A 14,565-nucleotide genomic window follows, 5' to 3' on the forward strand; every position below is an offset into this window, starting at 1 on the left:
TCTATTTTTTCATATAAGGAGCTAACACACTTAAAATCTCTTCTTTATCCTTTTTTAATTCAAGTGATGTTAACATATCCATCTTTCTCGGCCTAGGTAATTTCACTTGTACCTCGCCAACTATTGACGCTGGTCTTTGAGATAAAATAAATACGCGATCTGAAAGCAAGATTGCCTCATCTAAGTCATGTGTAACCATAACGATTGTTTGCTTCTCTTGATGCCAAGAGTTTAAAAGCCAGCTATGTACTTCCATTTTTGTAAATGCATCTAATTTACCAAAAGGCTCATCAAGCAGCATAATTGGCTTTTCACATAAATATGTGCGCAGAAAACTAATTCTTTGACGCATACCACCAGACAATTCATCTGGATAATGGTTTGCATATTCATCTAGTTCGAACTGCTTTAATGCTTCCATTCCTTCTGTCAGCCTTTGTTTTTTCGGCTTTCCTTCAATTTCTAACGGAAGAACGATATTTTGCAAAGCTGATCGCCACGGTAGTAATAAATCTTGTTGTGGCATATAACTAACAACATCTTGCTCTTGTACTTGCTTATCGTTATACGTTACGTTCCCGCTTGTTGGTTTTTCAACATTTGCAATCATGTTTAATAATGTGCTTTTCCCGCAACCACTCGGTCCTACAAAGGAAACAAACTCTCCCTCTTGTATAGAGGCACTAATATTCTCTAATACATTCTTTCCGTCGAAAGATTTTACTATATTTTTTATTTGTAATCCGCTCATTTTTCACTTGGAAGGAATTCATTTGTAAAAGCATCTTTTACATCGATTTTCTTTTTAATAACTTTGTTGTCATATAAGAAATTCATGTAATTCGTCCAAATTTCTTCCTTCTGTACTCCCCATGCTTTAGCATCATCTTGATACTTCGTACTTAACCATTTTTGGCTTTCTTGAACTAAATCTTTATTCACATCTGGAACAGCTTTAATTAAAATATCAGCAGCCTCTTTCGGTTCCTTAATTGCAAAATTATAACCTTCTGTCGTTGCACTCATAAACTTTTTCACAAAGTCTTTATCTTGCTTCGTATGTTTTTCACTCGTAATAATAACAGGACTATAGAAATCAAGCGCTGGATCTAAGTCCTTCACCATAATCGTATTTAACTCTTTTCCTTGACGCTTCGCTTCAATACCATCCCAACCGTAATAAATCCATTCGAAATCTGCATCACGGCCAATTGATTTAAAGAAATCTGTTTGTCCTAAGATGATTTTTTCAACTTTATTAAAATCAGCTTGATGTTTATCCATAATCGTCTTTAATGTCGCTTCTTCTGCTGGTCCTCCCCAGCCGCCGTAACGTTTACCTTCAAAATCTTTCGGTGACGTCATATTGTCTTTCTTAAGCGATGCAAACGCTGAAGTGTTATGCTGAATAATCGCTCCTACAGATACAACAGGAATTCCTTCTACACGAGCTAACGTTACATTTTCTTGTGCACTTATTGCGAAGTCTGCTTTTCCTGATGCTATCATTTGCTCTGCTGTTACATTGTCACCTGGTTGAATAATTTCTACATCTAATCCTTGCTTTTTGTAATAATCTTTCGTTTTCGCTACATACAAGCCAGTATGATTCGTATTTGGAAACCAATCTAATACTACTTTTACTTTTTGCTCTTTACTTGCACTTTCTTCTTTCTTCGCCGGATTACATCCAGCCACACCTACCGCTACTAAGGCAGCTAACATAACTTTCAAACCTTTTTTCATTTTCTGCCGTCCTTTCTATATATCCATGGTGCTGTTATTCTTGCCATAAACTCTACGATAAAATACAGGCATAATGTCACCATAACGATGATTGCTGCAACACCAAATACTCGGGCAGTCAAAAAGGATTTTGTAGCCCTCGTAAGCATAACGCCTAATCCTTCACTTGCACCGAGCCATTCTCCGATAATTGCCCCCATTACGCTATATGTAACTGCAATTTTTAAACCTGAGAAAAAGTATGGGAGCACTGCTGGAAATTTTACCTTCTGGTAAACTTGCCATTTCGTCGCCTTCATTGTTTGTAACAGTTTCAGCATATTTTTATCTACTGTTTGAAAACCTTCTAAAATACTAAGCGCAATTGGGAAGAAACAAACGAGTATTACGACCATTACTTTCGGCAACATCCCATATCCAAACCAAATAATAAATAGCGGTGCAAGTACAACAATTGGAATTGTTTGCGAAATAACGAGCAATGGATTTATTAAAATACGAAATAACGGTATAACATCCATAATAATTGCGATGCTCGTCCCCAATAAAATTGCAAAGAATAGTCCAATTATAACTTCCTGCAGTGTTTGCATCGTATTTGGTAATAGTAAATCTTTCATCCCAATTAATTCTTGAACAATGGCAGAAGGCTTTGGTAAAATCCACGGTTCGATTTTAAATAATGAAACAGATCCTTCCCATATCGCAATGAGAAGGATAAGCCAAATAGTTGTAATAAGTTTAGATTGCTTCTGGTTTTGCATATTCATCACGGTACTTCCAAACCTTTTCATCTATCGTTACACCAGTGCTTGGACGATAATGGATTTTAATAGAAGTAATCACTTCTTCTGCTCCAGCATCGACGCAAGCTTGTTGCGCACGTTTAACGACATCAAGAAGTACATCTAATTCTCCTTCCAAAGTTGTTTCCATTGCCCCTACTTCATAACGAACTCCCGATTGTTGCACAACTTCAATTGCTTTATCGACAACAGAATATACATCTTTCGTTTTCGCTTGTGGTACTACTGAAAATGACATTGTAACTTGTTGTGACATAATAAAATCCCCCTTATAAAATTAAATTTCAAAAATAAGAAAAGGCTTTCCTACTGCGTAGGAAAGCCTTGTATGCAAGTTATTACAGAATAACATATGCTACATCACTTTAAGTAACTCCCTACGCTGGCATTATCCAGATCAGGTTGAGGGTCGATGTTTACTTACATCCTCTCAGCCAATTGGCTCCCCGGTCCTTAATTCGTTTTCATTGTAGCATGATTTATTTTATTGAACAAACAAAAGCATGCATAATCATTTCATTATTTTTGGAAAATAACCAACTTTTTCACCATGAGCTAATAACTGCTGTATAAATTCTTTATTAATTGCTGGTACTATCAATTCTTTTTTCTTAATCCATTCATTCGTTCTACGCGTACCCATTACAATTTCAGATTGCTGTGCTCCATCTCCTGCAACTTGAGAAGCAATTAACTCTGCTATTACTTCATTTCCCTTCGCTAATGCAAGTCCGGTATTTACATATTCTGAAAGTGGAACCATTTCAAGATTGTATCCACACTCTCCAATTAGCTGTATAAATTGTTCAAACTCAATTTGATGTGGATGACAAATATGTAACGTCTCTCCTACAATTTGCGCATCTTGTAAATACGATACAATTGATTTACTAGCAAAATCAATTGGTGTGAAATCAACTTTCCACTTCACATTTGGTGCTTTCCCAATTAATAGCATTGTTTTAATAAGACGATAAAATGCGTTTCCTTCAATATTTTGTTGGAACGAACCTGTTTCTGAATGACATGCTAAATTACCTGCACGATAAATATTTCCGCGCAAACCATTTTTCATTGCTTCACGAACAATGTTTTCCGCTTGTAGTTTACTATTTGAATATACATTCTCTAAGTCTACACTGTAATTAAAATCACCAGTTTTCATGTATGTATCCCATTGATATACCGCTAATTCTAACGGGATACCAATTGTAGAAATAAAATGGAATGTAGCACCTTTCTCCGCTAATGCTAGCATACGGCTAGTTCCTTGGACATTTATATTTTCAAATTGTTTTACATCTCCAAAATGTCTTACATCTGCACCGCAATGAATTATCGTATCCATCTTAGAACTGATGAACATAAATTCTTCTTCGCTCATCCCAAGATACTCTTCTCCCAGATCACCAGCTACGGCCTGTATACGCTGTAACCATTCTTCACATATATCATTAAAGTAGCCTGTTAATGTATCTATAATTCTTTGCTGCACATCTTTGGTTGGTCTTACTAAACAATAAATAGTAGCAGATGTATCTCTCAACAATTCATATAATATGTGTGATCCTAAATAACCAGTAGCTCCTGTTAAAAAGACATTTGAAATCTGGGTTTCTTCCAAAACGTTTGCATACGTGATAGTATCTGGCTCGTGAATCACTTTATATTCACGAAATACTTCTTCTTTCTCTACTTTTACTTCTCGCTCAATTCGAGCTAATCCATATATCGTTCTTTCTTTAAAGAAATCTTGAATTGTTAAATGTGAGAAATTTTCTTTTAACAATGTTAAGACTCGTAATACTTTTAATGAATGTCCACCAATTGTAAAGAAATCATCATGCACTCCAACTTTTGAAATTCCTAATACTTCCGCCCAGGCGTTCGCGATTTGTTTTTCTGCTTTATTAGAAGGTGCAACATATTCTTGTAGCCGAACCGGTTCATACTTTTCTTCTAACTGAGCTAACTTCTTAACATCAATCTTTTTATTAGGTGTAAGTGGTAATTCATTAATATAAATTAGTTTAGATGGCACCATATAATCTGGTAATTGCTCTTGTAACTGATAAACTAATTCTGGTATTTCTTTTTTATTTAAAGTTGTATAGAACGCGATTAAATATTGGCTACCTTCCTTACTCTTCTTAGCAAAAACAGCATTTTCTTTTATATTATGATTTTGAGAAATTTTACTTTGGATTTCTCCTAGTTCAATACGATGTCCTCTAATTTTTACTTGATCATCTTTCCGATGTAAAAACTCTATATTTCCATCCTCTAGCAACTTAACGATATCACCTGTTTTATATATATTAACTATAGGATTAAAAGGGTTCGGAATAAAAGCTTCAATTGTTTTATTAGGCTTATTAAAATACCCTTTTGCTAATCCCACTGAATCTATATATAATTCACCAGGTACACCAATTGGACAAAGATTCATATTCTCATCCAAAATCATAACTTGATAATTAGCACATGGTTTACCAATGGGAATACTCGCAACATCCTCATTTAACTGACTAGGTATTTTATAGGTTGTCGTCACTACAGTACATTCTGTCGGTCCGTATACATTATAAATTTCAACATTTGTACCTATTCTTTCTCTCCACAATTTAATAACCTCTACAGGCAACATTTCACCACCAATCGCAATTCTTTTTAGGGAAGCTAGCTTATATATATCTTCTTCTGCTAAATAAGTTGCTACTTGTCGAACAAAAATTGTTGCTAATGCCAAGATTGAAGTTGCTTTCACTTTATAGATTGCATTTGCAAATGCCTCTACAGACAATCGCTCTTCCTCTAATAGTACATACAAGTTTCCTCCGCAGAATAAAGAAGCAAATGACTCCCATACAGAAGCATCGAAACTAAAGGAAGGAAATTGAGCAAATACATCCTCTTCTGTCAATTCATATTGCTTTTTCATCCAAGTGTACAGATTAACAACGCCTCTATGTGCTAACATCGTTCCCTTTGGATTCCCTGTTGAACCCGATGTATAAATCATATAAGCTACATCATCACAATGAATAGACAACTTTACATCTATATCTTCATAAGTTTCACTATCATACAATGAAACTGTTTGAACCCCATCACATGTTATAGGCGTCTCTTTCATCAATATAACTTTCGCTTGGCTATCTTGAATAATGTACTGTATTCTACTTTCCGGATAATCTGGATCAATCGGAACATACGCTGCACCAGCTTTTAATATAGCTACCATACTTACTACTGTGTCTATGCTACGTTTCATAAATATTCCAACATAGTCTCCTAATTGGACGCCGTTTTTAATTAACATATGAGCTATTTGATTACTTTTTTTATTTAGCTCCTCATAAGTTAAAGTACCTTCCCTTGAAGATAAAGCTATACGATTTGGAAATTGAGTAACAGTATTATAGAACATATCGACGATACTTTTCTCAGGATATACTGCTGTCGTATCATTCACTTGACTATAAAGTGCCATCTCGGCCTCTGTAATAATATTAAAATGTTTTATATACTTATTAGTATTTTGTGATATATCAACTAAAACACCTTGTATTTGTTGTGCATAACGAGTAATCGTTGTCTCTTTCCAATTAACACTATTAAATATTATTTCTACACTTTGCATATTTTTACTAAATACAAATTGTAATGTATTCGTGTCTTTTAGCTCATAATATGTTTCACCAATAATAATAGGTGACATTTCATATAATGTATTACCGTTTTGAAACTCTTCTATTTCTTCCTCATTCATTTCTTTAATTTGCTCCAGTTGCTCTTCAATTTGTAAATTTAAACTTTCATAGGAGAGAAAATTAGAAACTTCAATAGTAATTGGAAATAAATTTCCTCTTACATGATAAAGCACGACAATATGTTTTTCTTTAGAAATATGATATAACCACGTTGCAGTCGCTCCTATTAAATCTACAATGTGAGTCAAATTTGAAAACAGTTCCGTTTTCCTTTTTATCCTAAGTTCTGTTCCTTGCACATCTTTAGGTATTTTAATACTTCCTTCTACTTTTCCTAAAAATTCTTTTACCATCTCATTATAAGAAATTGCTAATTTCATATTTATGTAAATTCCTCTCTTAAATATAATAAAGGTGTGAAAATTCACACCTTTTTCATCCCTTATTAAAGGGCAGATTCGTTCAATTCATAATCAGTAGCGGAGATACCCCCTTGATTAGAATTGAACTTTCTCCTTATTCGCTTTTAAACTCACCAATAAGCTCTTGTAATTCCTGAGAAAGCCAACTTAAAGAAGTCGCTAATTCTGCAATATCTTGTACTGATATTTCTTGCTCTTTCATGCTTTCTTCAACATTACTACTGCTGTTGGCATAAGTATTTGCAATATGTGATAATTCATTTACGACTTGAACAATGTTCTGGCTATTTTGTAAAATGTCACTCGAATTACCGGAAACAGCTTTTACTTGATCTGTAACAGATTGCGCTGATTTTGAGATTTTTTCAAAGAAATCTCCACTACTTTGAACAAGCGAAATTCCAGTTTCTACTTCTTTTGAACCTTTTTGCATGGAAACTACAGCATCTTCTGTCTCAGCTTGTGTTTCACCAATTAATTTCGCTATATCTTTTGCAGACGCTTCCGTTTGTTCTGCTAATTTTCGTACTTCATCAGCAACAACTGCAAACCCTCTTCCAGCTGCTCCAGCACGTGAAGCCTCAATAGAAGCATTTAAAGCTAATAAATTTGTTTGATTTGAAATACCTGTAATTACAGTTACGATATCACTAATTTCTTTTGACCTTGTTTCTAACGAATAAATGATGGAAGATAAATCTTGTACTGCATTTTGGATTAAACTCATTTGATTAATAATTTGTCCAATCACTTCATTACCTTCAATTGAATGTTGTTCCATACCTTCAGAAGCAACCGCAACTTGTTTTGCAGCCCCAGTTATTTCTTCTACCTTATCTTCCATTCCATGTACAATTCCTAAACATTGTTGTACTGAAGTTTTTTGAGACTGTGCCCCTACTCTTAAACCTTCAATAGAACTTGCAATCTCTTGAACTGCCATGCTGTTTTCCTCTGTACTCGCCGACAATTCTTGTGAAGAAGAAGAAACTTGCTCAGCAGTTTGCCTTACTTTATCTATAATCCCTTTAAATTTTTCAATGGTGTTATTGAAATAAACATTAATAATTCCAATATCATCTGGTCTTTCTTTTAATTTAACACTTAAGTCACCTTCACCAATTTTACGTAACCCTTCTCGTAAATCTTTTAATGGAGCTAACGAGTGACGCACGATAAAGAATTGAGTAATAGTCGCAATTGCTAATGAAATAATGATAAAGAGTAAACCCTGTATCATAAACTTCTCTTTTGTAATAGGAACAATGGAAGCATCTAAGTCAGCCGCAATAATTGCAACAATATTGTTTTCTCCATCCGTAATTGGTTCTAATATTGTCACCCACGAACCTATTTCATCTTCATATACTTCTGTCATTTGTGCCTTTTTCGTATCAATCACTTTATCGTATGCCTTCATCCAATGAGCGGGTTGTTCATAATAATCTCCCGTCTTTATAGGGAATGCATTTGTTAACTCTGTAGTCAAACCAACGAGTTGTAATTCTCGCTTTTCATTCGGCTTTGCTCCTGTAACATACGTTTGTCCAACACTTTTCAATTCTTTTGATACTTCATCTAATTTCTCTGTTAACTTTTCTTTTTTCACTTTTTCGGCTGTAGGATCTTTCGCCATGTCTCTAACTAACTCTAAATCCAATTTTTTTAATACTATTTCTCCTGTTTCAATAGACTGCCTTTCAAATAAAGACATCATACTATTTTGAAACATGTTGAAACTTAACGCACCCATACTTCCAACAAGCGTCAAAATAACTAGTACGGTTAATAAGACGTTCTTTTGAAGGAACGATAACTTATGCCAATATTTTTTCATTAATATCCACCTTCCTTAATCAACATAAACAAAAAAACAAAATATATGAATATTTTGTTTGAAAATGTTTCTCAATATGTTCGAGAATAAAAAAAAGCCAATGTAAAAGCATTGGCAAAGACCAACCCTATCCGTCCGGTAACTGGCTAGCGTAGCCTTTCGACCTTAGCTCCTGTAGTTTTGCGTCCTCATGTTTCCATCAGTTTGCCTTTCTCGCTGAACGAGTTGAACGATATGGGAGTTCTATGAGAATTAATTTATTCTCTTTCAAAGATTACAACATATAAATCAAAATGTCTACTTATTTAGAGATATAAATACAAATTTTTAACGCATTGCTTTTTCAAAATAATTTCAAAAAGTACGTGAATGTTACTTTTTTTATGTTATATAATAAAAAATGTATAAATAACAAGGATTTCTTCGGGTATTTATTTAATTTTCATTCAAATTAAACTATTCGAATATATCTTAACTAATGAATTTCGGAGGTAGTTTATCATGTTTTGGCTACAATTTCTTACCTTGTTACTCTGTATTTTTATTGGTGCACGCCTAGGCGGAGTTGGTTTAGGAGTAATGGGTGGAGTTGGTATGGCAATACTCGTTTTTGTCTTCCACTTACAACCAACGGCGCCTCCTATCGATGTAATGCTTATGATTTTGGCAGTAATTACAGCTGCTGGTGCTTTGCAAGCCGCTGGAGGAATGGACTACCTTGTTCATCTAGCTGAAAAGGCATTACGAAAAAATCCAAAGCGTATTACTTTTTTTGCTCCAATTGTTACTTATTTATTCACACTATGTGCAGGTACTGGTCACGTTGCCTATTCTGTACTTCCTGTTATTGCAGAAGTCTCTCGTGAATCAGGGATTAGACCGGAACGCCCAATGTCGATTGCCGTAATCGCTTCTCAACAAGCAATTACAGCTAGTCCAATTTCAGCTGCCACAGTTGCTCTTTTAGCAATGTTAGCTGACTATAAAATCACCTTATTAGATATTTTAAAAGTAAGTATCCCTTCTACTTTCATCGCTTGTATGATAGCTGCATTTGTTGCTAGTAAGATGGGAAAAGAATTAAGTGAAGACCCTGAATACTTAAAACGATTAAAAGAAGGATTAATTCCTAAGCTTGAAGAGAAAAAAGAATTTGTAGGTGTAAAGGGCGCAAAATTATCAGTTATCCTTTTCCTTGTAGGAACCTTCCTTGTTGTACTTCTTGGTTCATTTGAAGCACTTCGTCCAGGATGGATAGTTGATGGGAAGTTAGCCCGTCTTTCCATGCCGAACACAATTGAGATGGTTATGTTAACTATCGCGGCTCTTATTATTATTTTCTGTAAACCAAATGTAGAAAGCATTGTATCTGGTAACGTCTTTAAAGCAGGAGCAACAGCAGTTGTTGCTATTTTCGGTATCGCTTGGATGGGAGATACTTTCTTTAATGGAAACTTAAATATGATTCAAGGATCGATTCAGCATTTAGTAACAAGTGCACCTTGGCTATTTGCTATCGCACTATTCATTCTATCTATTTTACTGTACAGCCAAGCAGCAACAGTTCGTGCCTTAATGCCACTTGGACTATCTCTTGGTATTCCACCAGCGCTACTGATTGCGATGTTCCCTGCAGTAAATGGATATTTCTTCATTCCAAACTATGGAACAATCGTTGCTGCCATTAACTTTGACCGTACTGGTACAACAGGTATCGGTAAATACGTATTAAATCATAGTTTTATGATTCCGGGCCTAATTGCAACATTTACTTCTATCGGAATTGGAATGCTCTTAATTTCAATTATGTTTTAAAGAAAAAGCACAAACCTTTATTTAAAAAGGTTTGTGCTTTTTTAATCAAATATTTGTTTAAATTTTGGGCAGTCTATTTCTTCATGTAGCACTTAAAATACTACACTTCCTTCCCTACAAACTTCTCTTTACTTCTTCAACTAATTTTCTCGTACTTTCATACGCAGATTCCGCTAAACTAATTGCTGAAATAACTGAAACACCGTCCGCACCCGCCTCTATAACTGCCGCTGTATTTTCAATTGTAATCCCACCAATACCAACGATTGGCACTGTAATTCCTTGTTCTCTAAAATAAGCTAATCCTTTCGTTCCTTGAACCGCTTTCGTATCTTTTTTCGTACTCGTTGGGAAAATAGGACCAACACCTAAATAATCCGCTCCATTTTCGATTGCAAAACGTGCTTCTTCAATTGTATGAGCAGATACGCCGATAATTTTATCTCCCATTTTTTCACGAACAGATGTAATTCCTTCATCATCTTGTCCAACATGAACACCATCTGCATCTAATTCAATGGCTAATTCTACATCATCATTTACAATGAAAGGAACACTATATTCCTTACAAAGCGTCTGCAATTCTTTTGCAAAGCGCACTCTATCTTCTCCGATTAAAGAACCTTCCCCCTTCTCGCGAAACTGAAAAATTGTCACTCCACCATCTAACGCTTCTTTCAATACAGCTAAAGGATCCCTCGTGCAGTTATTACTTCCCATAATAAAATACACTTGCAATAGCTTAGACATTTTATCTATTTCAATGCGTGCCATTTCTTTCACTCCCTCTTACTCTAACTCCACAATCTTCCCATACTTCTCAATATCACCTGAAGTTGTATTCGCTAATTGATTTAAAAATTCAATTTGGAAACTACCAGGTCCCTTTTCCGCGGTCTTAGCAGCTGCCAGTTCCGAAGCTACACCATAAAACGTTAATGCTGCTACTGCTGCTTTAACATAATCTTTTTCCACTGCTACAAATGCTCCTATTACAGAAGTTAGTAAACAACCTGTTCCCGTAACTTTCGTTAAAATAGGGTGACCATTTCGAATAACAATAGTTCTCTCTCCATCTGTAACAACATCTTCTTTTCCAGTAATGACCGCAACTGTATTTAGTTCATCTGCTGCCTGCCTTGCAATACTTACAACATTGCAATTTCCAGTACCAGCGTCTACCCCTTTAATTTCCCATTTCTCATTAATAACATTTGCTATTTCAGCCGCATTTCCGCGGATAATTGCTAAATCTATTTCGGCTGGAATATGTCTCGCAACTTCTGTTCGATACGAAGTTGCTCCTGCACCAACTGGGTCAAATAGTACTGGCACATTGTTCGCATTTGCTGATTTACCCGCGAGTAACATCGCTTCTACTTCTTCAGGACGAAGTGTCCCCATATTTAATACTAACGCTCCAGCAATGCTAGCCATTTCTGCTACTTCTTCTTTTGCATACGCCATTACAGGCGATGCTCCAAGTGCCAACAAACCGTTAGCAGTAAAATTTGTTACAACAACATTTGTAATATTATGAACGAGCGGATTAGATTCTCTCACCAAATCCACTACTTTACTAATTTCTTTCATATTCATCCTTTTCATCTCCTAACTATAATGATGGGAGATACACAAAAAGACACTTTGCGCGTACGCAAAGTGCCTGAACATGTGCTTTTACACTCTCCCTACGCTGGCATTATCCAACAGGTTCAAATGGTCAATGACGGACTAGTCATACTCTCAGTTTGCATCCACAAACTCCCATGTGCTTATTATTCATCTACTTCAAAGTCTACTCTTATTCTACTAAAATAACAAGTTCTTTACTTTTCTATTTAATATAGAAGCAACCTATATAACAATAAACATAATCAAGTGAAACTTTAATCAGTGAGTGTTTTGTTCATCCCACTAAAAACCGATCAAATATGGAGCGAAACTGAATCTCAAGAAGATGTATGCTATATTTAACTTATGGAAATTTGAAAGGATGTTTTTAATATGTCAAAAAGCGTTGTAATCGCTGAAAAACCTTCCGTTGCACGAGATATTGCTCGTGTACTTAAGTGCGATAAAAAAGGAAATGGCTACCTTGAAGGTAGTAAATATATTGTAACTTGGGCTTTAGGTCATCTCGTTACATTAGCAGATCCAGAAAGTTATGATGTGAAATATAAAAAGTGGAATTTAGAAGATTTACCGATGCTACCTGAGCGTTTGAAATTAACAGTTATTAAACAAACTGGTAAACAATTTAATGCTGTAAAAAGTCAGCTACTTAGAAAAGATGTAAATGAAATTATTGTAGCAACAGACGCTGGACGTGAAGGGGAATTAGTCGCACGCTGGATTATCGATAAAGTTAAACTAAATAAACCAATCAAACGTTTATGGATTTCTTCTGTAACCGATAAAGCAATTAAAGATGGTTTTGCAAATTTAAAACCAGGTAAAGCCTATGACAATTTATACGCTTCAGCAGTTGCACGTTCAGAAGCTGACTGGTATATCGGTCTTAATGCAACTCGTGCTTTAACGACTCGCTTTAATGCCCAGTTAAATTGCGGCCGTGTACAAACCCCTACTGTTGCTATGATTGCTAGTCGTGAAGATGAAATAAAGAACTTCAAAGCTCAAACTTACTACGGCATCGAAGCTCAAACAATGGAGAAGCTCAAACTTACTTGGCAAGATGCAAATGGCAATAGCCGTAGTTTTAATAAAGAAAAAATCGATGGTATTGTAAAAAGTTTAGATAAACAAAATGCTACTGTTGTGGAAATTGATAAGAAACAGAAGAAGTCATTCTCTCCTGGTCTTTACGATTTAACTGAATTGCAACGTGATGCAAATAAAAAGTTCGGTTACTCTGCTAAAGAAACATTAAATATTATGCAAAAATTGTATGAACAGCATAAAGTACTAACGTACCCTCGTACAGATTCACGCTACATTTCATCTGATATCGTCGGAACACTTCCAGAACGTCTAAAAGCATGTGGTGTTGGAGAATACCGTCCCTTCGCACATAAAGTATTACAAAAGCCTATCAAACCTAACAAATCATTTGTTGATGATAGTAAAGTAAGCGATCATCATGCGATTATTCCAACAGAAGGATACGTTAACTTCGCAGCATTCACAGATAAAGAACGCAAAATTTATGATTTAGTTGTAAAACGTTTCTTAGCTGTTTTATTCCCAGCATTCGAATACGAACAACTAACGTTACGCACAAAGGTCGGCAATGAAACATTCATTGCACGCGGAAAAACGATTTTACATGCTGGTTGGAAGGAAGTATACGAAAATCGATTTGAAGACGATGATGTAACTGATGACGTAAAAGAGCAGATTCTACCTCACATTGAAAAGGGCGATACATTAACTGTAAAGTTACTTATGCAAACATCAGGTCAAACGAAAGCACCTGCACGCTTTAATGAAGCAACTTTACTTTCAGCAATGGAGAATCCTACAAAATATATGGATACGCAAAATAAACAACTTGCTGATACGTTAAAATCGACTGGTGGATTAGGTACTGTAGCGACACGTGCAGATATTATCGACAAACTTTTCAATTCTTTCTTAATTGAAAAACGTGGTAAAGATATTCACATTACATCAAAAGGTCGTCAATTACTTGATTTAGTACCAGAAGAATTAAAATCACCTACACTAACTGGTGAGTGGGAACAAAAACTTGAAGCAATTGCAAAAGGAAAATTAAAGAAAGAAGTATTCATTTCGGAAATGAAGAACTATACGAAAGAAATTGTTGCTGAAATTAAATCGAGTGATAAGAAATATAAACATGACAACATTTCAACGAAGTCTTGTCCAGATTGCGGTAAACCAATGCTAGAAGTAAATGGAAAAAAGGGGAAAATGCTCGTATGCCAAGACCGTGAATGTGGTCATCGTAAAAATGTATCTCGTACAACAAATGCTCGCTGTCCGCAATGTAAAAAGAAACTAGAATTACGTGGTGAGGGTGCAGGCCAAATTTTCGCATGTAAATGTGGCTATCGCGAGAAATTATCAACATTCCAAGAGCGACGTAAAAAAGAATCTGGAAACAAAGCCGATAAACGCGACGTTCAAAAATATATGAAACAACAGAAAAAAGAAGAAGAACCATTAAATAACCCATTCGCGGAAGCATTAAAAAAATTAAAATTTGATTAAACAAAAAGGTTCCTACCTCTATCGGTAGG

General features: G+C 35.3%; 10 protein-coding genes and 3 riboswitches. Of the genes, 2 read left to right on the top strand and 8 right to left on the bottom strand.

The features are described from left to right. Position 1: 1 nt before the first annotated feature. The 6 genes from B9A45_RS28260 to B9A45_RS28285 form a co-directional block, all read right to left on the bottom strand. Positions 2-751, bottom strand: coding sequence for an ABC transporter ATP-binding protein (locus B9A45_RS28260; protein WP_053512353.1), 750 nt, complete (start codon positions 749-751; stop codon positions 2-4). Then, positions 748-1,746: an ABC transporter substrate-binding protein gene (locus B9A45_RS28265; protein ID WP_084065548.1), complete on the bottom strand. Its 999-nt coding sequence runs from the start codon at positions 1,744-1,746 to the stop codon at positions 748-750. Before B9A45_RS28265 ends, B9A45_RS28260 begins: the two co-directional genes overlap by 4 nt. Next, positions 1,743-2,516: an ABC transporter permease gene (locus tag B9A45_RS28270; RefSeq protein WP_001057166.1), complete on the bottom strand. Its 774-nt coding sequence runs from the start codon at positions 2,514-2,516 to the stop codon at positions 1,743-1,745. Before B9A45_RS28270 ends, B9A45_RS28265 begins: the two co-directional genes overlap by 4 nt. Beyond that, a complete protein-coding gene (locus B9A45_RS28275) occupies positions 2,488-2,808 on the bottom strand; it encodes an MTH1187 family thiamine-binding protein (protein ID WP_000082906.1) in 321 nt (106 codons plus the stop codon). The genes B9A45_RS28270 and B9A45_RS28275 overlap by 29 nt, the downstream gene beginning before the upstream one ends. Before the next feature lie 101 nt (positions 2,809-2,909). Beyond that, a riboswitch (TPP riboswitch) is annotated at positions 2,910-3,011 on the bottom strand. Between the two features lie 52 nt (positions 3,012-3,063). Further along, positions 3,064-6,645: a non-ribosomal peptide synthetase family protein gene (locus B9A45_RS28280; RefSeq protein WP_097919580.1), complete on the bottom strand. Its 3,582-nt coding sequence runs from the start codon at positions 6,643-6,645 to the stop codon at positions 3,064-3,066. Between the two features lie 136 nt (positions 6,646-6,781). Then, positions 6,782-8,524, bottom strand: a complete 1,743-nt coding sequence (locus tag B9A45_RS28285; protein WP_000761075.1) for a methyl-accepting chemotaxis protein — start codon at positions 8,522-8,524, stop codon at positions 6,782-6,784. Positions 8,525-8,658: 134 nt separating this feature from the next. Next, a riboswitch (cyclic di-GMP riboswitch) is annotated at positions 8,659-8,743 on the bottom strand. 282 nt (positions 8,744-9,025) lie between these two features. Here B9A45_RS28285 and B9A45_RS28290 point away from each other — a divergent pair. Next, the gene (locus B9A45_RS28290) at positions 9,026-10,339 is read left to right on the top strand and encodes an anaerobic C4-dicarboxylate transporter family protein (protein ID WP_084065549.1); all 1,314 of its coding nucleotides are present in this window, start codon (positions 9,026-9,028) and stop codon (positions 10,337-10,339) included. Positions 10,340-10,453: 114 nt separating this feature from the next. Here B9A45_RS28290 and thiE read toward each other — a convergent pair whose 3' ends face one another. Beyond that, a complete protein-coding gene (gene thiE / locus B9A45_RS28295) occupies positions 10,454-11,113 on the bottom strand; it encodes a thiamine phosphate synthase (RefSeq protein ID WP_000090961.1) in 660 nt (219 codons plus the stop codon). 15 nt (positions 11,114-11,128) lie between these two features. Further along, entirely contained in the window at positions 11,129-11,938 is an 810-nt protein-coding gene (gene thiM / locus B9A45_RS28300; protein ID WP_084065550.1) for a hydroxyethylthiazole kinase, read from the bottom strand. A gap of 72 nt (positions 11,939-12,010) precedes the next feature. Then, a riboswitch (TPP riboswitch) is annotated at positions 12,011-12,120 on the bottom strand. 226 nt (positions 12,121-12,346) lie between these two features. Between thiM and topB the strand changes: the two genes are divergently transcribed. Beyond that, positions 12,347-14,536, top strand: a complete 2,190-nt coding sequence (topB, locus tag B9A45_RS28305) for a DNA topoisomerase III (RefSeq protein ID WP_000047299.1) — start codon at positions 12,347-12,349, stop codon at positions 14,534-14,536. Positions 14,537-14,565: the final 29 nt, after the last annotated feature.

The sequence above is a fragment of the Bacillus sp. JKS001846 genome (genome assembly GCF_900176455.1).
Lineage (GTDB): Bacteria > Bacillota > Bacilli > Bacillales > Bacillaceae_G > Bacillus_A > Bacillus_A cereus.